This window comes from Candidatus Campbellbacteria bacterium (assembly GCA_034521025.1).
In the GTDB taxonomy this organism is placed as follows: Bacteria; Patescibacteriota; Minisyncoccia; order Phycocordibacterales; family JAXHMZ01; genus JAXHMZ01.
This window is the reverse complement of sequence record JAXHMZ010000005.1, coordinates 165,486-185,960: the sequence shown is the minus strand read 5'-3', so window position 1 is coordinate 185,960 and position 20,475 is coordinate 165,486. Positions and strand designations below refer to the sequence as shown.

At 44.3% G+C, this 20,475-nt stretch carries 24 protein-coding genes and 4 tRNA genes; 9 read left to right on the top strand and 19 right to left on the bottom strand.

The genetic code is table 11. The features are described from left to right. Positions 1–43 precede the first annotated feature (43 nt). The 9 genes from U5L75_03410 to U5L75_03370 form a co-directional block, all read right to left on the bottom strand. A complete protein-coding gene (locus U5L75_03410) occupies positions 44–589 on the bottom strand; it encodes a hypothetical protein (protein MDZ7726599.1) in 546 nt (181 codons plus the stop codon). Positions 590–1,085: 496 nt separating this feature from the next. Beyond that, positions 1,086–1,709: a tetratricopeptide repeat protein gene (locus tag U5L75_03405; GenBank protein ID MDZ7726598.1), complete on the bottom strand. Its 624-nt coding sequence runs from the start codon at positions 1,707–1,709 to the stop codon at positions 1,086–1,088. A 67-nt stretch (positions 1,710–1,776) separates the two neighbouring features. Next, positions 1,777–1,962: a hypothetical protein gene (locus tag U5L75_03400; GenBank protein ID MDZ7726597.1), complete on the bottom strand. Its 186-nt coding sequence runs from the start codon at positions 1,960–1,962 to the stop codon at positions 1,777–1,779. An 86-nt stretch (positions 1,963–2,048) separates the two neighbouring features. Beyond that, on the bottom strand, positions 2,049–2,303 hold the full coding sequence (locus U5L75_03395) for a hypothetical protein (protein ID MDZ7726596.1): 255 nt from the start codon (positions 2,301–2,303) through the stop codon (positions 2,049–2,051). Positions 2,304–2,694: 391 nt separating this feature from the next. Then, a complete protein-coding gene (locus tag U5L75_03390; GenBank protein ID MDZ7726595.1) occupies positions 2,695–3,210 on the bottom strand; it encodes a hypothetical protein in 516 nt (171 codons plus the stop codon). A 59-nt stretch (positions 3,211–3,269) separates the two neighbouring features. Continuing rightward, positions 3,270–3,473 carry a hypothetical protein gene (locus U5L75_03385; GenBank protein MDZ7726594.1) on the bottom strand — a complete coding sequence of 68 codons (204 nt, stop codon included), beginning with the start codon at positions 3,471–3,473 and terminating at the stop codon, positions 3,270–3,272. 389 nt (positions 3,474–3,862) lie between these two features. Further along, on the bottom strand, positions 3,863–4,165 hold the full coding sequence (locus tag U5L75_03380) for a hypothetical protein (GenBank protein MDZ7726593.1): 303 nt from the start codon (positions 4,163–4,165) through the stop codon (positions 3,863–3,865). Further along, positions 4,165–4,407, bottom strand: coding sequence for a hypothetical protein (locus U5L75_03375; GenBank protein MDZ7726592.1), 243 nt, complete (start codon positions 4,405–4,407; stop codon positions 4,165–4,167). The genes U5L75_03380 and U5L75_03375 overlap by 1 nt, the downstream gene beginning before the upstream one ends. Before the next feature lie 181 nt (positions 4,408–4,588). Continuing rightward, on the bottom strand, positions 4,589–5,101 hold the full coding sequence (locus U5L75_03370) for a cupredoxin domain-containing protein (GenBank protein ID MDZ7726591.1): 513 nt from the start codon (positions 5,099–5,101) through the stop codon (positions 4,589–4,591). Between the two features lie 215 nt (positions 5,102–5,316). Between U5L75_03370 and nusA the strand changes: the two genes are divergently transcribed. The 8 genes from nusA (at position 5,317) to U5L75_03330 (ending at position 12,487) form a co-directional block, all read left to right on the top strand. After that, entirely contained in the window at positions 5,317–6,702 is a 1,386-nt protein-coding gene (gene nusA / locus U5L75_03365; GenBank protein MDZ7726590.1) for a transcription termination factor NusA, read from the top strand. 49 nt (positions 6,703–6,751) lie between these two features. Next, entirely contained in the window at positions 6,752–7,294 is a 543-nt protein-coding gene (locus U5L75_03360) for an inorganic diphosphatase (protein ID MDZ7726589.1), read from the top strand. Between the two features lie 109 nt (positions 7,295–7,403). Further along, entirely contained in the window at positions 7,404–8,093 is a 690-nt protein-coding gene (locus U5L75_03355) for a hypothetical protein (protein ID MDZ7726588.1), read from the top strand. 11 nt (positions 8,094–8,104) lie between these two features. Then, entirely contained in the window at positions 8,105–8,464 is a 360-nt protein-coding gene (locus tag U5L75_03350; protein MDZ7726587.1) for a hypothetical protein, read from the top strand. A 120-nt stretch (positions 8,465–8,584) separates the two neighbouring features. Continuing rightward, positions 8,585–9,715: a trigger factor gene (locus U5L75_03345; protein ID MDZ7726586.1), complete on the top strand. Its 1,131-nt coding sequence runs from the start codon at positions 8,585–8,587 to the stop codon at positions 9,713–9,715. 75 nt (positions 9,716–9,790) lie between these two features. Next, positions 9,791–10,378, top strand: a complete 588-nt coding sequence (locus tag U5L75_03340) for an ATP-dependent Clp protease proteolytic subunit (protein ID MDZ7726585.1) — start codon at positions 9,791–9,793, stop codon at positions 10,376–10,378. Positions 10,379–10,511: 133 nt separating this feature from the next. After that, the gene (gene rny / locus U5L75_03335) at positions 10,512–12,044 is read left to right on the top strand and encodes a ribonuclease Y (GenBank protein ID MDZ7726584.1); all 1,533 of its coding nucleotides are present in this window, start codon (positions 10,512–10,514) and stop codon (positions 12,042–12,044) included. 170 nt (positions 12,045–12,214) lie between these two features. Continuing rightward, a complete protein-coding gene (locus tag U5L75_03330; GenBank protein MDZ7726583.1) occupies positions 12,215–12,487 on the top strand; it encodes an HU family DNA-binding protein in 273 nt (90 codons plus the stop codon). A gap of 191 nt (positions 12,488–12,678) precedes the next feature. Here U5L75_03330 and U5L75_03325 read toward each other — a convergent pair. The 9 genes from U5L75_03325 to U5L75_03285 all read right to left on the bottom strand — a co-directional run bounded on the left by U5L75_03325 (position 12,679) and on the right by U5L75_03285 (position 17,608). Then, positions 12,679–12,749, bottom strand: a tRNA-Gly gene (locus U5L75_03325). Positions 12,750–12,847: 98 nt separating this feature from the next. Further along, positions 12,848–13,114, bottom strand: a complete 267-nt coding sequence (locus U5L75_03320) for a hypothetical protein (GenBank protein ID MDZ7726582.1) — start codon at positions 13,112–13,114, stop codon at positions 12,848–12,850. A 24-nt stretch (positions 13,115–13,138) separates the two neighbouring features. Then, the gene (locus U5L75_03315; GenBank protein ID MDZ7726581.1) at positions 13,139–14,212 is read right to left on the bottom strand and encodes a mechanosensitive ion channel family protein; all 1,074 of its coding nucleotides are present in this window, start codon (positions 14,210–14,212) and stop codon (positions 13,139–13,141) included. Positions 14,213–14,367: 155 nt separating this feature from the next. After that, the gene (locus U5L75_03310) at positions 14,368–14,802 is read right to left on the bottom strand and encodes a hypothetical protein (protein ID MDZ7726580.1); all 435 of its coding nucleotides are present in this window, start codon (positions 14,800–14,802) and stop codon (positions 14,368–14,370) included. A 229-nt stretch (positions 14,803–15,031) separates the two neighbouring features. Beyond that, a tRNA-Pro gene (locus U5L75_03305) sits at positions 15,032–15,104 on the bottom strand. Positions 15,105–15,373: 269 nt separating this feature from the next. Then, positions 15,374–15,556, bottom strand: coding sequence for a YraN family protein (locus U5L75_03300; GenBank protein ID MDZ7726579.1), 183 nt, complete (start codon positions 15,554–15,556; stop codon positions 15,374–15,376). A 285-nt stretch (positions 15,557–15,841) separates the two neighbouring features. Beyond that, positions 15,842–16,696, bottom strand: a complete 855-nt coding sequence (gene pyrF / locus U5L75_03295) for an orotidine-5'-phosphate decarboxylase (protein ID MDZ7726578.1) — start codon at positions 16,694–16,696, stop codon at positions 15,842–15,844. 379 nt (positions 16,697–17,075) lie between these two features. Beyond that, positions 17,076–17,146, bottom strand: a tRNA-Gly gene (locus tag U5L75_03290). A gap of 390 nt (positions 17,147–17,536) precedes the next feature. Continuing rightward, positions 17,537–17,608, bottom strand: a tRNA-Arg gene (locus tag U5L75_03285). A 165-nt stretch (positions 17,609–17,773) separates the two neighbouring features. Between U5L75_03285 and U5L75_03280 the strand changes: the two genes are divergently transcribed. Then, on the top strand, positions 17,774–19,270 hold the full coding sequence (locus tag U5L75_03280; protein ID MDZ7726577.1) for a CCA tRNA nucleotidyltransferase: 1,497 nt from the start codon (positions 17,774–17,776) through the stop codon (positions 19,268–19,270). A gap of 426 nt (positions 19,271–19,696) precedes the next feature. Here U5L75_03280 and U5L75_03275 read toward each other — a convergent pair whose 3' ends face one another. Next, positions 19,697–20,473, bottom strand: a complete 777-nt coding sequence (locus tag U5L75_03275) for an exodeoxyribonuclease III (GenBank protein ID MDZ7726576.1) — start codon at positions 20,471–20,473, stop codon at positions 19,697–19,699. Between the last annotated feature and the right edge of the window lie 2 nt (positions 20,474–20,475).

The following is a 20,475-nucleotide window of genomic DNA, read 5'->3' as shown; positions in this document are numbered from 1 at the left end:
GGTGACGGTTCTGGTAGTTCAGCGTGCGTTGCGCTTACCGCATCTATCCGACGCCTCCGTCGATCGTAAATGTATCCCCATTACATCCACTCCAACCAGTAAAACTAGCTCCTTTGTGTGTATCTTCCGCCTCAAGGTATCTACGTACAGAAGAACTTGAACTCCTTATTCGTCGAATCGTTGTGTATGTTGTTCCAGACTCTGACCAATTAACTATACTGCGAAAGTTGCATGGATAAGAAAAGTCTCCCCACCGAGTACCTCTAGTGCACATATCATAATCATAGGTAACAGAACGATTCCACCGCGTTACTTCCGCTCCCGGGGCGACGGAGCTGTCTATGTTACTGCTTATATTCAAAACGGAAGGGTCGGGCTCCGGTTCTGGTTCCGGCTCGGGCTCCGGTTCTGGTTCTGGTTCCGGCTCGGGCTCCGGTTCTGGTTCTGGTTCCGGCTCGGGCTCCGGTTCTGGATCTGGTACGTGAACACACCTACCGTCCACGAGCTCATCGCCGGGAGGGCATTCGTCTCCACCATCATCTCCACCATCGTCTCCTCCATCGTCTCCACCATTGCATCTCCTCGACATAGGGAAACGATCGCAATAATCTTCTTCGGGATCATCAGCTCCAGATACCCGCCATCTATTCCGACGCGACTCCCGCTTCTATCAAGACTCCTCTATGCCACAGGTTGAACATATCACCTTACCTGGCTGTTCACCTCCGTTCCCGAACCCCCCAGGACGCTCAGTTTCATTGTTTTTACGATAACATCGCCACCACTGCATCCATACTCTGATTCATTCATCATCTGTCGCCAGTATCATTCCGCTCCGCTGCATGGAGCATGGTTTAACTTCTGGTCGTAACTGGCTCAGACTCGGTTAGTCTGTAATCCCATCGTCGTCTGACTACGAACTCTAAAGTATTACCGTCCCTTCGACTAACGGTTCGTCTGTTGCTTCCGCGTCATCATCCGATGCAGATGGAGGAAAGCCCTGTCGCGGCGAAGCGTCTGCAGTTTGAATTCCAATACCACCAAAAACCGCTAGCAAGGCTACCAAAAAAACAAAGCCGGTAATTTTATTGCGCCAATTCATCATCTTGTATATTTATAGTGTCTATTGCTAACAACTCTTCACGTAATTCGTCTCTCCGCGTATCATTCTCGCCCGTGAGCTCATAGACTCCCTCGTAATATTCAAGTGCCTTCTCTTTCTCTCCCAGTCGAGCGTGAGCAAGTGCAAGATTGTGGTAAGGAGAAACGTAAGAAGGATCGAGCTCTATCGCCTGCTCGAGGCTTTCTATTGCGCGTATTTGGTCGTTTATACCGTTACTCAGTACGTGGCCGAGTCCGTTATACGCCAAAGGCATCGGGGAGATCTCGATGGACTCCTCGTAGTACGTTACGGCTGTCTGGGCATCCTCAAGCGACTCTTCGGCATTTTGACTATGTACCCACCCCATACCGATGAGATACTCGGGGTCTTTTGGATCAAGGTCGTATGCTCGTTCTAAGTACGGGGCTGCCCTCTCCCAGTTATCACGCATAAACAGGTGAATGTATCCGAGGTAGAACAAACTTTCATGATCCTGTGGGTCACGCTCTACGGCTGTTTCAAGGCTACGTATTGCTTCTTCTGCGAATTCGTCTGTAACTGAGGCGTCTGCATCATTATTGTACTGCTCCTCATGAGCCAATCTCAAAAATGCATAGCCCCTGTTTTTCCATATACCCGATGAAGCCCGCTTTGCCTAAGCCGACCCTTGTTAGTCAGTGTGCGATTGTTTTGTTCCATTCTTCGTTCGAATAGTGTTCATTTGCCAACGAAGCATATTGATAGACTTCATCTTGCCCTGTGGGCTGAGCTCCTCCCTTGCCAAAAATAAGCACCGCAAAAACAAGGGCCAGGGCAACAGATGCTATCAATAGTACATAGAAGAACTTTTTGTCGTTCATTACTTTTCACTATACAACAAGTTGTTGTTAACAGGGGTGGCGTAAGTTGTCACGAACACCTTTTGTAGGCAAACATTTCAATAATGTCAGGGATAATGGATCTCTATCTGCATCAGAAGGCCCTCTCCCAAGCCAGGAACACATTCCAGGCCTTCATTCGCTTCAGGGTTCGGCCACCCAAGACGAGAGAAGGAAGTGTCACATTCTCTGTCATACAGCCCAAGCCAAGCGTCATAGAAAGAACCGAAGTTGCTTTCTGTAGCGTTATCAATCCTCTCGAGCGGCTCCGCGTTTTCCTCGCGCTCCAAGGCGCACACGAGAGTTGATATCGATGAAGTCATATCGAGTGAACCCTTCGAGTGTTTGTCCGTGGAGATCGGACTTTGTCTGCTCGCAAGAACCTCCCACCTTCGTTTTGTAGATCCCCAGAAAGTCCACGTCGATCAGAGCCTTAGGTCGTCGTTTGGCGTAAAGGTCAATACGCCAAAGCCGGCTTCACTGAGATCCACGCTCCAAACTTGAGGGGAAGTCTCTTCGGTTGGGGGATCCTTCTCGTTGGAAAACGTCAGAAAAACAACGCGACAACAAATAGAAAAGCGACTACAGCTGAGACCAATAAAAAAGAAAAGTAAGCTTGAAAACACTCATATACACTTTAATTATAATATAAATCCCCAATGAACATAAAGTTCACTGAGGATTAACTGTACTTAGACTTCGCTCAAGCCCTCTTCACAAGCCAGGAACACGTTCCAGGCCTCCATTCGCTTCAGGGTTCGGCCACCCAAGACGAGAGAAGGAAGTGTCACATTCTCTGTCATACAGCCCAAGCCAAGCGTCATAGAAAGAACCGAAGTTGCTTTCTGTAGCGTTATCAATCCTCTCGAGCAGCTCCGCGTTTTCCTCGCGCTCCAAGGCACACACGAGAATTGAATCGATGAAGTCATATCGAGTGAACCCTTCGAGTGTTTGTCCGTGGAGATCGGGGTTGTATTGTACTGCGCAAGAACCTCCACCTTCGTAGATCCCCAGAAAGTCCACGTCGGGATCAGACCTTAGGTCGTCGTTTGGCGTAAAGGTCAATACGCCAAAGCCGGCTTCACTGAGATCCACGCTCCAAACTTGAGGGGAAGTTTCTTCGGTTGGGGGATCCTTCTCATTAGAAACATCAAAAAACAACGCGACAACAAATAGAAAAGCGACTACAGCTGAGACCAATAAAAAAGAAAGTAGTTTGAAAACACTCATATACACTTTAATTATAATATAAATCCCCAATGAACATAAAGTTCACTGGGGATAACTACTTAGACTTCGCTCAAGCCCTCTTCCAAGCCAGGAACACATTCCAGGCCTTCATTCGCTTCAGGGTTCGGCCACCCAAGACGAGAGAAGGAAGTGTCACATTCTCTGTCATACAGCCCAAGCCAAGCGTCATAGAAAGAACCGAAGTTGCTTTCTGTAGCGTTATCAATCCTCTCGAGCAGCTCCGCGTTTTCCTCGCGCTCCAAGGCACACACGAGAATTGAATCGATGAAGTCATATCGAGTGAACCCTTCGAGTGTTTGTCCGTGGAGATCGGGGTTGTATTGTACTGCGCAAGAACCTCCACCTTCGTTAGATCCCCAGAAAGTCCACGTCGGGATCAGACCTTAGGTCGTCGTTTGGCGTAAAGGTCAATACGCCAAAGCCGGCTTCACTGAGATCCACGCTCCAAACTTGAGGGGAAGTTTCTTCGGTTGGGGGATCCTTCTCATTAGAAACATCAAAAACAACGCGACAACAGATAGAAAAGCGACTACAGCTGAGACCAATATCGAAAGTAGTTTGAAAACACTCATATACACTTTAATTATAATATAAATTGCCAATGAACATGAAGTTCACTGGGGATAACTACTTAGACTTCACTAACCCTCTCCAGCGAACACATTCCCAGGCCTTCATTGGCTTCAGGGTTCGGCCACCCAAGACGAGAGAAGGAAGTGTCACATTCTCTGTCATACAGCCCAAGCCAAGCGTCATAGAAAGAACCGAAGTTGCTTTCTGTAGCGTTATCGATCCTCTCGAGCAGCTCCGCGTTTTCCTCGCGCTCCAAGGCACACACAGAAATTGAATCGATGAAGTCATATCGAGTGAACCCTTGGAGTGTTTGTAGGTGAAGATCGGGGTTGTTGCTCTGCGCAAGAACCTCCACCTTCATTAGATCCCCAGAAAGTCCACGTAGGGATCAGACCTTAGGTCGTCGTTTGGCGTAAAGGTCAATCCAAAGCCGGCTTCACTGAGATCCACGCTCCAAACTTGAGGGGAAGTTTCTTCAAGTAGGGGATCCTCTTCCGAAGATTCTACCCAGAGCGCGGAGCGCCGAGCAAAAAGGGCGAGTAAGAGAAGCGGAACGATCTTGAAACGTACAAACATTTGATCCTCCTTGGATCCGGGCCACATTTGGCCTCTAGGTGTTGATGGTCTCCCTATGAGACCAATCTATCTTGCTTTTACATTGAAATACTTTTTCTGTCAAGTGCTCGAATTGGTAATTAAGCGAGAATGAGGGAAGGGTAAATCTCAAAACAAAAGCTCTGGCTTAAACCAGAGCTTCGTGCTTTCGTCCCTTATAATAGATTGTCTATTCAGTGACGTGTACTACGCCCTCAAATTGCGGACTCAGATGATCGTGAAATCCCCAATCTCCGGCTTCTTCAAATGTGAACTCCCAGCCTTCTCCTGGTGGAATTTCACCTAAAGCATCAAACTCGGAATATATCTCGTGGGTTGGATGTACATTTGAAGCAGGCCACATTCCTTCACTGGACTCATTGACCCACACAACGCTCTCGCCCACAGAGACCGTCACTTCTTCGGGATCAAATCCATTGTCCGTAAACGTGATCACGGTTTCTTCCTCGCCTTCTTCGTCATCAACCGAGGTTTCATCTTCACCATTCTGCTCTCCTTCTACCTCTGAGTCGTCATTACTCCCCTCTGACTCAGGGTCTTCGTCTGTCTCACCGTTTGTTTCTACTTGCTCCTCGTTATCCTGATCGTTGTCACCGTCTTGCTCATCGCCGGAGGCGGCAAGCCAGATGATCCCAACTACAGCTAACAGAAGAACAATAATTAAAATACTTTTTCCATTCATATGTGGGAATTGTAACACAGACATAAACAACCTCACACCTGTGAAAAGGTCTATTGACAACTATATAAATTAAAGTAACCTAGAAGATACAAAGAGGTGTGAATATAGTTTGACTGAAATCCCGACGAAACGGGACTTTTTTATTAAAAACTCATCATATCTCTGCGGCGAGATAGACAGATCGTTTTGAGAAACAACAAAATAATAATTTATATATGTTTGACCTAAAAGTAATTAATTCGGTACTTACCGAACTCGAAGAAGAAAGGGGTATTCCGCGCGCTAGTGTGTTAGAGGCCATAGAATCGGCTCTAGCTACCGCTTACAAGAAGGAATACGGAAAAAAAGGACAGATCATACGCGCTCAATTTAACGTAGATTCGGGAGGCGTAGAGTTCTTTCAGGTAAAGATCGTGGTTGATGAATCAACCGTACGAGTAGTTGAAACGGATGAAACAGGCGAACCCATCGAGGAGACAGAAACAAACGGCGAGGAAGAAGACGAACGTCCTCGCTACAACCCTGAGCACCATATATTCCTAGAAGACGCTAAAAAGATCAAAAAGGATGCCGAAGTAGGAGAAGAAATTGTCTTTCCTTTGGAGAAAAAAGACGACTACGGACGCATAGCGGCTCAAACCGCAAAGCAAGTGATCATTCAAAAAATTCGCGAAGCTGAGAAGGTCTCGGTTGTAGACGAATTCGGAGAAAAAGAAGGAACTATCGTCTCAGGAACCGTACAGCGCATTGAGCGCGGGGCAGTTTTCGTTGACCTCGGAAGAACCACCGGTATCATCGGTTGGGATGATCAGATACCCGGAGAAAGATTCCGACAGGGCGAGAGAATACGCGCCCTCCTCTATTTGGTAGAAGAAAGCGGACGCGGAGTATTTTTGCGCCTTTCACGTTCTCACCCTGATTTTCTAAAAGAATTGTTCAAGGCAGAGGCCCCCGAGATCTCAACGGACGTGGTCGAGATCACGGCTATCGCGAGAGAACCGGGTTCGCGCTCCAAGGTCGCCGTATACTCCAACGACCCAAACATTGATCCCGTCGGCTCACTCGTAGGACAACGAGGTGTACGAGTTTCAACAGTTATGTCCGAGCTGGGCGGAGAGAAGATAGACATTATCGAATGGTCTGACAATCCGCACAAGTTCATTGAAGACGCGCTTTCCCCTGCTTCAGTTTTGTCGGTAGAGCTGGACGAAGAAGAAGGCAAGGCCTTTGTCGAAGTTAGCACCGACCAACAATCTCTAGCCATCGGTAAAGGAGGTCAAAATGTTCGCTTGGCGGCAAGACTTACGGGTTGGAAGATCGAAATACACTCCGTAGGAAGTGACGAAGAAGTTGAAGCTGCCCCAGACGACACAATAAAGGGCAACCTTGAGAACATTCCCGGCAAAGAAACAGCAGCGACAGAGGAGACAACAGAGGAAGTCGAGGAAGAAGCCATCGAGGCCGAAAGCACCGAAGAAGACGAAGAAGAGACAGGAGCAAAAGAAGAAACCGAAACTTCATCAGAAGAAGAGACAGAAACAGCTAGCGAGGAAGAGACGGCTTCCGAGGACGCGGAGGAAGAAGAAAAGAAAGAGGTGTAGTACAATGCACCTACAACCATCATTACAAGCTAAAAGTTAAATGAAAATTATGAGTCTTTGGAAAGACATTCCGCTAGGAGAAAACGCCCCAGAAGAAATTAATACCATTATCGAGATCCCAAGAGGGTCAAACAACAAATACGAGATAGATAAAGATACCGGACTTATATCACTTGATCGAGCTAATTATTCCTCAGCTCCCTTCCCTTTTGACTATGGATTTGCTCCACAGACATTATGGGAAGACGACGATCCGTTAGACATAATAGTGCTTACCACTTATCCTCTGTATCCCGGCATTCTTGTTAAGGTACGACCTGTTGCTGTGATGGAAATGATCGATTCCGGCGAATCGGACTACAAAGTTATAACGGTCCCAACCGACGACCGTCGTTTTGAGACGGTCCAAGACATTGACGACGTAAATCCTCACTCTCTGAGAGAATTCAAGCATTTCTTTGAGACGTACAAGGAGCTAAAGGACGACAAAGCAACGCAGGTTCCAGTAGAGATACATGGATTCAAGGGTAAAAAAGAAGCCCACGAAGCAATCGAAAAATCTGTAGAAATATACAAAAAAGAAGTAGAATAACCTTTCTGAGATTTAAAATTACAAAAACACTAGTCCACAACGGGCTGGTGTTTTTGTTTCTGGCGTACAGTATAATGAGGTCACGATAACAATAGAGTACAAATTAAAAATGATGAAAAAAATATCCCTATTAAGTACCTTACTACTATTCGCCTCTTTAGTTACTTTTACACAAATGGCGCAGGCGGACACTCATGATAGTGACGCGAGGACCAATGAAAACAGAACGCCTCTAGAAAGAGGTAACGAGCAGTCTGAAGACGTAGCCCCTCAAAGAGAAACCGTGCCCGGAGAAGACGGACAGCCCCAAAGTCGCTCTGAAGTAAGGGAAAAAGTTAGAGAAGTACGCGACCGAATTGAAAGTCAAAGACAAGAGGTCAACGCTCGAGTAAACGCCAGAGTGCTGGAGCGTATCCAAATGGCTCTCGACATTACACTTACAAGGTTTGAGGAGGCCATTATTAGGCGTTCAAATATAGCAGATCGGCTTGAATCGCGTTTAGACAAAATGGAAAGTAGAGGCGTAGATGTAAGAGAGACGAGAGAAATACTCGAGTCGGCTCGCGAGAAACTAATCGAGGCCGCTGAGAGTATTTCAGATATCGCTGATTCAACCCAAGATGTTATTACAACGGACACCCCAAGAGAGATGGTGGGTCAGGCAAAAGAGTCGCTCAGAGCGGCTCGTGAAGAACTGAGAGAAGCTCACGAAGCATTAGTTGAAGCATTAGCGAGCGCTCGCGCTACCTATAGACAATTTTCAGAAACAGAAACGAGCAACAACTCTGTTGAAAACTAACAATTATTAATATGGATGAAGATAACCAAAACAACCAGCCAGAAGGAAGCCGTTATTCAAAAGAAAAAGGTGGCGCGATCCCTGAATATTCTCCCAGAAAACAAGAGAGAAATTCACTTCGAAACGCGCTTTTGTTCGGCGCTCTGCTTTTAGCGTTAATTATTCTAGGACTATACTTCTACGGACGATCCTTAGAAAACTCAGAAAGCGAAAATCAAGAACAAAACCAAGTACAGGAAGATCTTCCTCTAGACGAGGAACCTAAAGAAAACGAGTTTGATGAAATGGAACAGGAACTTAATTCAGATACTGATTTTGACGGCCTCGGCCAAGAATTGGAAAACGAGCTAGACGCTGAATTTAGTCAATAAATATTAAAGAGTCGTTTGCACAAAATCCCGCTTGTGCGTATAGTGGGACTTTAAAAGATAGCTGCTGCGCTTACTCGCAGTTAGTTTGACGAGCTTAGTAGTAAATAAAACTCATAAATAATGTCTGTAACTGAAAAATATAACGTAAAAGTAGAAAAAGACGACTCAAAAGGAGAGATCTCAATTTCGGGAAGCATCCCTTCCGAGGAAGTAGAAAAACACAAAGAAGGAACACTAAAGTTTTTTTCAGAAAATGTCTCTATAGATGGCTTTCGTAAAGGAAATGTACCTGAAGATGTTCTCAAAAAACACGTATCGGAAAGTGCTATTTACGAAGAAATGGCAAGTCGCGCGCTAAATGAAATTTATCCGGAAATTGTTCGAGAAGAAAAACTCGATATCTTTGGACGTCCTCACGTACACTTCAACAAACTTGCCCCGGGCAATCCGGTGGAATTTACGGTTCACACAGCAGTAATGCCAAAAGTTGAGATTCCCGACTACAAAGAAATTGCAGCTGAGGTGAATAAGGATAAAGAAGAAGTAACAGTAACCGACGAAGAAGTTCAGAAGGCACTCTTGGAAGTAAGGAAAGAATTGGACAAGCGCGAACAGCAAGCAAATGCCGGCGAAGGGGAAGAGAAATCCGAAGGAGAAAATAAAGAAGAAAGTGAGAGCAACGAGACAAGCGAAAGTGGAGCAGGCGAAAGTGAAGAAAAAGAGCCATCGCCACTAACCGATGAAAAAATACAGAAAGTGTCCCCCGCAAAGACAGTAGCAGAGTTCGAGCAAACAGTGCGCGAAGACCTCAAAACCCATAAAGAGAAACAGGCAAACGAAAAACATCGTTTAGCTATTATTGAAAAAATCCTGGAGAAATCTGAAGTTACCATTCCGGAAATGGTCGTTGAAAGTGAGTTGGCTTCTATGATGGCCCAATTTGCCCAAGATGTAACTCAAGCGGGTATGAAAATGGAAGATTACCTAAAACAGGCGGGCAAAACCGAGGAGGAGCTGAAAAAAGAATGGAGGCCGCACGCTGAAAAGCGCGCCAAGATGCAATTATTGCTCAATAAGATCGCTACCCAAGAAGAGCTTCTACCGAAAAAAGAGGATATGGAACCTCATATAAATCAAGTCTTGGAGCAAAATCCTCAAGTAGAGCGAGAGCGTGCTGAGACATACGTAGAAACACAACTTGCTAATCAAAACGTTTTTGAGTTCTTGGAAAACCAAAAGCAAGACTCCTAGAAACGCTTAAATAGGACTGCGAAGCACTAGCGCCCTAGCTTGACTTCCCTACTTAGCATACGTAACATTACATCCATGTTAATACCAACAGTAATCGAAAAAGAACAGTTCGGCGAACGAGCTTACGACATATACTCCAGACTTCTAAAGGACCGCATTGTATTTTTAGGCGGACCAATAGACGACGATGTCGCTAATACGATAATCGCGCAATTGCTATTTTTGCAGAAAGAGGATCAAGATAAAGATATTTCTCTTTACATTAATTCTCCCGGTGGCGCTGTAACTTCTACGATGGCAATGATCGACACGATGAATTACATCAAACCCGATGTTTCAACGGTGTGTGTGGGAATTGCGGCTTCAGGAGCAGCTATTACCCTTGCCGCCGGAGCAAAAGGAAAAAGATTTGCCCTGGAAAACTCAGAAGTTATGGTCCACCAACCACACGGCGGTGCCACAGGACAAGCCACCGACATAGACATCACAGCACGTCACATCTTGAAAACCCGCGAACGACTGAACAAATTACTAGCCGGCTTTACCGGCCAAAAGCTTTCCAAGATAGAAAAAGACGTGGAGCGCGATTTCTTTATGGAAGCTAAAGAAGCCAAGGATTACGGAATAATTGACGAAGTCCTCACCAAACCAAGCAACAAATAAGTTCTGAAGAGAAAGACGATAATATAAGGCCTTCTTTTGAAAAGAGGGCCTTATTATTTGCTCAATTAGACAGAATAGGCTGAATTACTTATTATTAAACAGTGGAATTGATTATTGAAACAAACAAAAAATTATGGTTAATAACGAACTGTTGCTCCTCTATGTAGCATTTGCTCTTGTTGTCGGGATCGCAGTCGGTTATTTTTTACGCCTCCTCATTTCCCTAGGAAAAAGGGGGTCTATGGAGCTGGAGGTAAAACAGATACTTCTGGAAGCCCGAGAAGAGGCTAAAAACATAACCGCAGACGCTCAGAAAAAAGCCGATGAAATTCGCGAAAGAGCTGAAACGGAGGCAGAAAACACAGACGAAAAACGAAAGACTACTGAAGATCGCCTGATCAAAAAAGAAGAGCTTCTCGACAAAAGGCAGTTATCTCTGGACTCCGAGGAGTCTCGCCTGAAAGAGAAGCAAAGCGAGCTTGATTCTTACTCAAACGAAACGAAAGAGTTAGAAGAAAGGTTAAGACAAGAGCTCGCGAGTATCTCAAATATGGACGAAAAAGAGGCACGTGAAGAAATTTTCAAAGTAATAAAGCACGATTACGAAGAAGATCTGATGCACCGTCTCAAAAAGCTTGATATCTCAGGTGAGGAACGAATGCAACAAAAAGCCAAAGAGGTCTTGGTGAGCTCGATCCACCGCTTAGGCAACTCGGTTGCCTCAGAAATAATGTCCACTTCTGTATCCATAGATTCAGAGGACATAAAAGGAAAAATAATCGGCAAAGAAGGCAGAAACATAAGAACGTTTGAGAAAGCCGCCGGTGTTGAATTGATAATAGATGATACTCCCGGCGCTATTTTGATTTCGAGCTTTGATCCGATCCGTCGTCAGATAGCAAGGGTTGCCTTGGAAAATCTAATACTAGATGGACGAGTACAGCCAACCAGGATAGAGGAAGAAATAGAAAAAGCGCAAGCCGAGGTGAATCAGATAATAAGAGAAAAAGGAGAAGAAGCTGTGTATGAATGTAGCATCTACAACCTAGACAATCGTATAACGTCTATTCTCGGAAGACTTTATTTCAGATCTTCCTACGGGCAAAATGTATTACGCCACTCAATTGAGGTCTCTCACCTAGCCGGAATGATAGCCGAAGAAGTCGGAGCTGATGTGTTAGTAGCAAAAACAGCCGGACTTGTTCACGATATAGGAAAGGCGGTTGATCACGAAGTTCAGGGATCGCACGTAGAAATAGGAAAACGTATTCTTGAAAAATTCGGAGCCAAGCCCGAGATCATAAAAGCGATGCAGGCTCATCACGAAGAATATCCTTACGAGACATTGGAAGCAAAAATAGTACAAGTTGCCGACTCTATCTCCGCTTCTCGTCCGGGAGCAAGACGCGATTCGGTAGAAAATTATCTCAAGCGCCTTTCTGAATTAGAGGATATGGCTCTGACCTTTGATGGCATAGATAGAGCTTACGCCCTACAGGCCGGCCGAGAGATCAGAGTTTTTGTAACTCCGGAAAATATCTCGGACATAGACGCGGTGGAGCTGGCAAAAAATTTGGCAAGAAAAATCGAAGGAGAGTTGCGCTACCCGGGAGAAATAAAGGTCAACGTTATTCGCGAGTCCCGCACAATAGAATACGCCAGATAGAAGTAAGGCAGGATATAGAAAACCATAGAGAGAGCTCTTGCAAGCTTTTGTGTGTATACTATAATTAAAGGTAGATAAAGTATGGCTTGATAGAGAGCTTTTTAGTTAAAGAAACATAAGTTCTTGAAGTCAGAGTTTCAAGTCGCATTATCAATTACTCTAAATACATTATGAACAAAGCAGATTTAGTAAACAAAGTTCAGGAAGTTACAGGAGGAACAAAGGTGGAAGCAGAAGAAGTTGTTGAGACCTTTGTTAACAGCATTACGGACGCCCTCAAAAGAGGCGACGAGGTATCCATTGCAGGGCTCGGTATTTTTTCAGCTAAGAAACGCGCGGCTCGCGAAGCACGTAATCCGCGCACCGGTGAGAAAATACAGGTTCCAGCTATGAGAGTACCGAAATTCCGACCGGCAAAAGCTCTGAAGGATTCCGTACGATAGTTTTTGATAACCCATCGAACACACAAAAAAGCCCCAAGATGGGGCTTTTTTGTGTGCTATTGCAGTTTGCTCGCTCTATACCCGCTTATTGCGAGAAAATCGGCTAAAGAGAATATTTTCTATAAGGTGCGGGTAGAGAGAATCGTCCACGAGTACATTTCCTGACGGAAATGTCTCAGTAATTTGTAATGTGCGGGTAGAGAGAATCGAACTCTCGTCTTCTGCTTGGAAGGCAGACATTCTACCACTAAACTATACCCGCAAACGACCTCCGTTTTCCACCATGTCGTGGCTAAGATACTACGATATCGTAGCAAAACAAAACCTCTTTATCAATCCTTGGTCGAGTCAAAAGCGCGTCTATTTATCACTTGAACCGAACTCTTCATCGTCCTTTCCGCCTGTCGCACTCTCCCCTGCTGTTTGATCTTTCGTGGGAAATTGTTCGGTTAAGTTATCGCCAACCTCTCCTTGGACGGTCTGGCTTTCTTCCAGAGAATCCGCTTCCTCTAAAATCTCGTCGGGACTATTAAGGTGAGCCTCTTTTTCGGCCGCTCGCCTTCTCTCCGCCTCTTCCGGAGTTTCATATTCGTTGCCGTTGTATTTGTATTCTTGATCGTTACTCATAATCCGTAGTATAACATTTACCAACTAGGAATCAGTAGCTTGAGAATTTGTGTAGGGAGACTCCTTTTGTACGTGAAGCGTTCTAGTTGGGTAAGCAATTTCAATTCCCTCTTTTTCGAAAGCGCGCAATACCTCAAGGTTTATTTTTTGCTTGGTGTCCATATATACGTCATAATTATTATCCTCTACGAAGTAAATTGTCGTAAAAGTAAGCGCTGATTCATCAAACCCGCTCAGATGAGTTCTATCGAAGCGCGCCTTATCAATGGACTCAACTATACTCTGAACGATCTCTGGTATACGCTCGAGCTTATCAAGAGACGTTTCATATGTAACACCAAAGTTCATAGACTCTCTATATTCTTCCAAGCGCGTAAAGTTTCTAATTTTTCCATCAGAAAGTTCTCGGTTGGTCACTACAAACTCTTCCCCGCTAAGAAGCTCAATTCTTGAGGTCTTCATTCCTATATGCTTCACGGTACCGAAATTTCCTGCGTACTCAATAAAGTCCCCCACCTCGAACGGCTTATCAAAGTAGATAGCAAGAGAGCTGAAAAGATCACCCAATACTCCCTGCAGAGCGAGAGCTACAGCCAAACCTCCAACACCAAGGCCGGCGATAAGAGAAGTAATTTCTACACCAAAATTAGAAAGGACAAATAGGACACCGAGTATCCACAATAGCGCTACTGCCACCGTAGATAGGATCTCAACTGCCGACTGGATAGTGGCGCTCTTTCCTTTGGCGTACTTTTGTCGGAGAAGAAAACGCAAGAAAATTGAGCCCAATATAATTGCTTGTGCTACCAATGCCACTAAAAAGACCCTTTCAAACACCAACGAAGCCCTCGCCGATAATTCTAGAAATTGTGTTCCAACATACAAGGAGATAGCAAGATAGAACCAAAACTTCACGTAGGAAGCCATTTCGAATAAGGCGTAACCAACGTCGCCACCCAGTTTATCTTTTCTCTTTTTTAAAAACGAAAAAGTAATTTGTTTGAATACCCACAAAATAGCGTAAACCACTATTGTAGCGGCCACTGCTAGTAAATATTCTTCTATATTATTTCCCAATATAACTGTATCTAAATTCATTGTTATTTGTCCTTTATGTCCTTTATAAGTATTTTGTCCTTTATAGTTGATGCCCTAAAGGACACTTCTTGTATTATATGTCCTTTAGAATATTTGTAAAAGACATTTGTATTTAAAGGTGGCTATGCAAGCCACCTGGAGTTTGTCCAAGAAGTTTAGGTATCTTTTTGAGCTCGAACTATTTTTCTACCCTTACCTCCTTCAAAAACGTGTATGATGGCTTGCCCAAACGCCTCAGATTCTTTTGGGTCCCCTTTCACTGTCTTTAGCTCGTTTTTCAGAGCAACCACCATATAGGCATTCGGAGCCCATGCGGGCTTATACAACTCAATCTCCTTGCCTCCCAATATCTTGAGATATTTGCCCCTAAATCGCAGACTCCCTGTGGTGGTTCTACCATTGTCGGTTATTTCTCTTTCGCTCAAGGTAACAAAAACTACACACGGGGTCTCAGAGATACTCACACTCCCAGCTAACTCTGTTTTGAAGTGTATATCTGTTTTCCCTTTATACGCTTCCAATGCCTCGATCGCTAAACAAGCAAGCGTATCATCTCTATGCGCGATACAGAGAACTTCTTTACCTAACATTTAGACAAGCCTCCAAACCTCTTTAGAAAGAACACCCACCGTCTCCAGCGTTAGTTGTATTGTTAAACCATGTGTTTGTCAAGAAAAAGCGAGGATTCGTTCGGAGCGCCGGGATTCGAATCTTACAGATTCGGTACAGATCTCGTATCGTACTCGCTGTCGCTCCGTGCGATATACTCGATCTTTTCGAATCCCTGGAAAAGCCCTGCTTTTCTTATCCTTACTTCTTTCGGAGCGCCGGGATTCGAACCCGGAATCGCCTGGTCCCAAACCAGGAATGTTAGCCGTTACACCACACTCCGTATTGCGTTTACGCCAACTGATAGTATCACCGGTAGATAAAAAATTCAATCTGTCGTTGTTTATAGCACAACATCTTCAATGATCTCCACCCTAGAGTGTCTTACTTTAGTGTTTACTAGCACCAATGCAACGTCAAAACGCCACTCCGAGAAACCGTCGTCGAATCTCCGACAGAAAACTGACAATGGTCTTGCGCAGTCTTTTTCGTTTTTTAAAGTGAATATTCTCTGCGGGATTATGTGTGTCACGTGAAACATCCGAATAAGTTTTACATGAAACACTCTTTCACCTCCACAAAAACCAATTTTTTATCTTTTTCTACAATTAGATCTATCTCCCCAAAAGGTTTTTGATAGTTCTGCTGTATTGATCTGAAGCCTCTTTTCTCATAATGACGAAGCGCGGCATTTTCCCCGATTTGTCCTATATCCAGATGCGTTAATGGATGCATTGTCCATTTAGAATAGCGTGGTTAAGCGTTTTAGAAAAGACATTAGAGACAAAAAAGAAATGTCTTTTATACACATATTCACAGACTTATCCACAGTTATACACAAAATGTCCTATAAATATGGCTTAAATGCGTTAAAAATGTGTCACGTGAAACACTGAAAACGATCACTTAAATGCTTCAATCTATAGATTGAAGCATTTATTTACACACAAAATACAGTTTTGCAACAAAAAAGAGCCGCTATTCTGAGTCACAGCGGCTCTGGTCTTTTAAGTGAGAGCTTCAGAGTAGGTATCTAGTGATCCTGCCTTGGAGTCTTTTGGTTTCTACTCTCGCAGCTTCTGCGTAATTGTCGCCCTCTGAGGCAAAGATGATACCGCGTGATGAGTTAATTATCATTCCCATACCGCGGCTATCTTTGCCAGCATTTACGACCTCCTTCAAGTCGCCCCCTTGCACTCCAATACCCGGAATGAGTATCGGCAGATTCCCGACGGTTTTTCTAATTTCGCCCAACTCCTTGGGGAAAGTAGCGCCGACAACCAGAGCGCAGTTTCCGTACTTGTTCCAAATGTCAGCTACGTTTCTAGCAACTCGGAGATATAGTGGCTCATTGTTCCCTACGGAGAGGTCCTGAAACTCACCAGCTCCCGAGTTAGAGGTGCGACACAAAACAAAGATCCCTTTGTTTCTTTGTGCCAGAAATGGCTCAAGTGCCGCATGACCAAGGTATGGATGAACAGTGATCGCGTCTGCCCGTAGAGAAGCAAAAGCTGCTTCTGCATAGGCCTCGTTACTATTGCCAATGTCAGCCCGCTTGGCGTCTAGGATCACGGGAACGTCTGCGGCGGTTTCGAGGATGTAGTCGATCGTCTGACGAAGCGCGTCCAAGCCATTAGCACCGTGTTTCTCGTAGAAAGCAGTGTTTAGCTTGTAAGCGCAGACCAAGTCTCGCGTTGCCTCAATTATTCTTTTGTTGTAACTGACGACAACACTGGAGATGTCTTCCGGAGAATAATGGCTCTTGTTGCCCTTGGCGACCTTTGGAATTTTGTCAAAGTCAGTATCAAGCCCGACACAAACAAAATTCCCTCTAGACCAATGCCGACCGATCATCTCCCTAAAATTTCGACTCATTTTCTTCTCCTTTTCTATGGCTGAGAAAGTACAGCTTAGATCTGACAACCAGACCTAACTCAAAAGCCACATTATCCTAGGCACGCTGTAAAATCAAGCGATATGGGCTTTAAATCAAACTCCTAAGTCTCTCGCAGTGCAACAAGTCTACTCGCTAGAGTAAGTAAAATCACCGCAGAAAGGGATTTTTCTAGTGTGCGAGTAGGGAGAATCGAATCTTACAGATTCGGTAGAGATCTCGTATCGTACTCGCTGTCGCTCCGTACGATATACTCGATCTTTTCGATTCCCCGCCGGCGCGAGCACAGAAATGTGCTCGCTCTCGCCATTCCCCAGCGTAGTGTGACTCGCAAGATGCAAAGAGGTTTTTGGATTACGGTGCGAGTAGGGAGAATCGAACTCCCGTCTCATCCTTGGCAAGGATGCGTTCTACCACTAAACTATACTCGCAAATGGCTTAGGAGATTATACCAGTTGCTCGAATTGAAGCAAATTTTGATATTATGTTTCACGTGAAACATAATTATGATTTCCTTCTGGAAGAAAAATGTTTCTCACGGAACTCTACAAGTTAATCAAACCCAAAATTTAGTTTCAACCACAAATTAGTTTTGTTTGATCTTTGTGCTCCCGCCAGGATTCGATCATTACATGATCAGTACAGGTCTCGTATCGTGCTCACTACGTTCCGCGCGATATACTCCTCCTTACAGGAGCAGTACAGGTTGTCGATGGTTTGCCTCGCAAGCTCTCCAAACCATCTGGCAACCTTCTCAAACAGTCCTCCCGGACGAAAGCTCAGAAATGAGCTTTCTCGGAGGCCCACTCACTTCATTCGTGTGCTCCCGCCAGGATTCGAACCCAGAATAACTGATCCGAAGTCAGTTGTGATATCCATTTCACCACGGGAGCGTTTTTCCAGAAACTCAGTATATATCTCTGAATTATAAATGCAAATGGGCGTATTTGAAACATTAGCTCCATTTGACAACATAATCATTTAAATTAGAGTTATCTAATCGAAACTTCTTAAATTGGTTAGATAAATACCACAACCTGTAATACAATTAAGCATAAATGGCACAACAAATACCTCAGGAAGCGCTGGATACGGTAAAAACTCTCAAACAAGCCGGTTTTGAGGCATATTTTGTGGGTGGTTGCGTGCGCGACATACTCCTTGAAAGCGAGCCAGACGATTGGGACGTCGCCACTGACGCTACTCCCGAAGAAATATTGTCTTTGTTTGAACACAGTTTTTACGAAAACGAATTTGGAACAGTTGGTGTTGTTTTTGAAGACGCAGAAGACCCTCGTCACCAAACAATTGAAGTTACTACATACCGCGAAGAAAGCGGTTATAGCGACAAAAGAAGGCCAGATCAGGTTAGTTTCACGAAAAACATTAATGATGACCTGAAAAGACGCGACTTTACAGTTAATGCTATAGCATTATCCCCGGATCTAAGTGCAAATAACCCTTCCGACGTTTCTCGTGGAACATTTGTTGACCCCTACAACGGACAAAATGACCTTAAGGCACAAACCATTAAAGCGGTTGGAAACCCGAGTCAAAGATTCGCTGAAGACGCGCTTAGAATAATGCGTGCCGTACGCCTAGCTACAACTCTAGACTTCTCTATTGAGAATTCTACGCAAGAGGCCATTCAAAACCACACAGAAGAGCTCAAAAACATCGCTCAAGAGAGAATTAGAGATGAGTTTTCCAAGATCATCGATTCAAAAAACCCTATGACTGGTATGTTTCTCATGGAACGTTTGGGAATATTGCACGTTATATTGCCCGAATTTGAGAAAAGTGTGGGAATAGAGCAAAATCAGGCGCACGCCTTCACCGTCTGGGAGCATTTGCTACGCACAGCTCAGTATGCAGCTGACAAAGATCTTCCGTTTCACGTAAAACTTGCTTCAATTTTTCACGATATCGGTAAGCCATATACGCGAGAATGGTCTAACAAGAAAAAAGATTGGGCATTTCACGGCCACGACGTGGTTGGTTCACGTGTAACAAAGACTGTCTTAGAACGCTTAAAATATCCAAAAGAGACCGTTTCACGTGTAACAAAGTTAGTACGATGGCATATGTTTTTTACGGATACTGATCAAATATCATATTCCGCGGTCAGAAGAATGGTAAGAAACGTGGGGAAAGAGAACGTCGAAGACCTTTTGAGCTTGCGTCGTGCCGACAGGATCGGAACCGGAAGACCTAAAGAAAGTCCTTATAGATTAAGAAAATACGAGGCGATGATCGCTGAAGTACTGCGAGACCCAATATCCGTAGATATGCTAAAAATTGACGGCAGTGAAATTATGAAACTGACAGATTCAAAACCGGGTCCTCATATTGGCTATATCCTTCACGCTCTCCTCGAAGAAGTCCTTGATGACCCCGACAAAAACATCGCAGAGTATCTCAAAAACCGGGCAGAAGAGTTGTTCAAATTACCAAATAAAGAACTAGAGGAATTAGGAAAAAAGGGGAAATCTACCCAAGAGGAGTACGACGAAGCTACTATTAAAGAAATTCGCAAAAAATACTGGGTAAAATAGTATTATATTTGTTTCCCGAGAAACCTTAAATCTGTTTCACATGAAACAATAAAATAGAAAAAGCCGCACTATGATGCAACTCAAATAAGTGGGATGAAAAATGGTCGCAAGTACGGCTTTGAAATGGGCTAAATAGTGCGGGCTTGCCAATAAGTGGGATAAGTTAGGAGCAAATTCGCAATTTAGCGAGAAATAACGCAGGCTTTTGTTTAGTTGTGGTCCACGTGGCCGCGCGGACAGGAAAGAACATATGTTTTACAAGAAACAGCTACCTAATTGATGAATTCCTTTTGTAGAATTCCGAATATGTTTCTCTAAAATTGTATCGCGATACGTCTGATTATTAGTATAATTTGTCCTTTAGATTTGTAAAGGACATTTCTGTGGATAAGTGTCCTTTACAAAAAATGTCCTTTAGAATGTCTTTTACAAAGTGTCCTTTAGAACTAATTCTATCGGACAATGGTCAGAACCTTTTACGTCAGTATGCAGAACCACGTCTTTTATTTTTGCTTTAATTCCCTGAGTAACTAGAAAGTAGTCTATGCGCCAACCGACATTACGCTCTCGCGCGTATGTTTTTTGATCCCAATATGTATAGGCCTCAGCTCTATTTGGATAAACACTACGAAAAGCGTCGGCAAATCCATTGCGGATCACCTCGTCGATCCACGCTCTTTCTTCCGGCAAAAAGCCGGTGTTTTTTTCATTCTCTTTTGCTCGAGCAAGGTCAATTTCTTCGTGTGCCGTATTAACATCACCGGCTATTATCAATTCATATCCTTGCTCTTGTTTTTTGAGGCAATATTCCAAAAAGGCATCATAAAATCTCAGCTTATAATCCAACCGTTCCGGGCCTCCTCCGCCATTGGGAAAATACACATTAGCTACGATAGTTTTGCCAAAGGTTGCTATTACCATTCGACCTTCGTTATCAAACTCCTTTATTCCGATTCCATGGTCAACCCTATCCGGCTCTTTTTTGCTGTATAAAGCTGTACCGCTATACCCCTTCTTTTCTTCGTGTGATGAAAAAAAGGAAAAGTAACCGGCAGGAGAAAGAAGTGACTCATCCAGTTGTTCTGCTCTGGCTTTGGTTTCTTGCAGACAAAAAACATCCGGACCTTTGCTTAAAAGCCAGTTGAATTGTCCTTTCTTTTCCAAAGCCCTTATGCCGTTTACATTCCAAGAAATGATTTTCATAT

Excerpts from the sequence above, each read along its gene's own strand:
- U5L75_03355 (MDZ7726588.1), top strand. The coding sequence starts at position 7,404 with ATGATGAAAAAAATATCCCTATTAAGTACCTTACTACTATTCGCCTCT.
- U5L75_03390 (MDZ7726595.1), bottom strand. The coding sequence starts at position 3,210 with ATGAGTGTTTTCAAACTACTTTCTTTTTTATTGGTCTCAGCTGTAGTC.
- U5L75_03315 (MDZ7726581.1), bottom strand. The coding sequence starts at position 14,212 with ATGAATTTAGATACAGTTATATTGGGAAATAATATAGAAGAATATTTA.
- U5L75_03275 (MDZ7726576.1), bottom strand. The coding sequence starts at position 20,473 with ATGAAAATCATTTCTTGGAATGTAAACGGCATAAGGGCTTTGGAAAAG.
- U5L75_03370 (MDZ7726591.1), bottom strand. The coding sequence starts at position 5,101 with ATGAATGGAAAAAGTATTTTAATTATTGTTCTTCTGTTAGCTGTAGTT.
- U5L75_03395 (MDZ7726596.1), bottom strand. The coding sequence starts at position 2,303 with ATGACTTCATCGATATCAACTCTCGTGTGCGCCTTGGAGCGCGAGGAA.
- U5L75_03380 (MDZ7726593.1), bottom strand. The coding sequence starts at position 4,165 with ATGAAGGTGGAGGTTCTTGCGCAGAGCAACAACCCCGATCTTCACCTA.
- U5L75_03400 (MDZ7726597.1), bottom strand. The coding sequence starts at position 1,962 with ATGAACGACAAAAAGTTCTTCTATGTACTATTGATAGCATCTGTTGCC.
- U5L75_03310 (MDZ7726580.1), bottom strand. The coding sequence starts at position 14,802 with ATGTTAGGTAAAGAAGTTCTCTGTATCGCGCATAGAGATGATACGCTT.
- U5L75_03345 (MDZ7726586.1), top strand. The coding sequence starts at position 8,585 with ATGTCTGTAACTGAAAAATATAACGTAAAAGTAGAAAAAGACGACTCA.
- U5L75_03320 (MDZ7726582.1), bottom strand. The coding sequence starts at position 13,114 with ATGAGTAACGATCAAGAATACAAATACAACGGCAACGAATATGAAACT.
- U5L75_03340 (MDZ7726585.1), top strand. The coding sequence starts at position 9,791 with ATGTTAATACCAACAGTAATCGAAAAAGAACAGTTCGGCGAACGAGCT.
- U5L75_03350 (MDZ7726587.1), top strand. The coding sequence starts at position 8,105 with ATGGATGAAGATAACCAAAACAACCAGCCAGAAGGAAGCCGTTATTCA.
- U5L75_03410 (MDZ7726599.1), bottom strand. The coding sequence starts at position 589 with ATGTCGAGGAGATGCAATGGTGGAGACGATGGAGGAGACGATGGTGGA.
- U5L75_03330 (MDZ7726583.1), top strand. The coding sequence starts at position 12,215 with ATGAACAAAGCAGATTTAGTAAACAAAGTTCAGGAAGTTACAGGAGGA.
- nusA (MDZ7726590.1), top strand. The coding sequence starts at position 5,317 with ATGTTTGACCTAAAAGTAATTAATTCGGTACTTACCGAACTCGAAGAA.
- rny (MDZ7726584.1), top strand. The coding sequence starts at position 10,512 with ATGGTTAATAACGAACTGTTGCTCCTCTATGTAGCATTTGCTCTTGTT.
- U5L75_03280 (MDZ7726577.1), top strand. The coding sequence starts at position 17,774 with ATGGCACAACAAATACCTCAGGAAGCGCTGGATACGGTAAAAACTCTC.
- pyrF (MDZ7726578.1), bottom strand. The coding sequence starts at position 16,696 with ATGAGTCGAAATTTTAGGGAGATGATCGGTCGGCATTGGTCTAGAGGG.
- U5L75_03300 (MDZ7726579.1), bottom strand. The coding sequence starts at position 15,556 with ATGCATCCATTAACGCATCTGGATATAGGACAAATCGGGGAAAATGCC.
- U5L75_03360 (MDZ7726589.1), top strand. The coding sequence starts at position 6,752 with ATGAGTCTTTGGAAAGACATTCCGCTAGGAGAAAACGCCCCAGAAGAA.
- U5L75_03375 (MDZ7726592.1), bottom strand. The coding sequence starts at position 4,407 with ATGTGGCCCGGATCCAAGGAGGATCAAATGTTTGTACGTTTCAAGATC.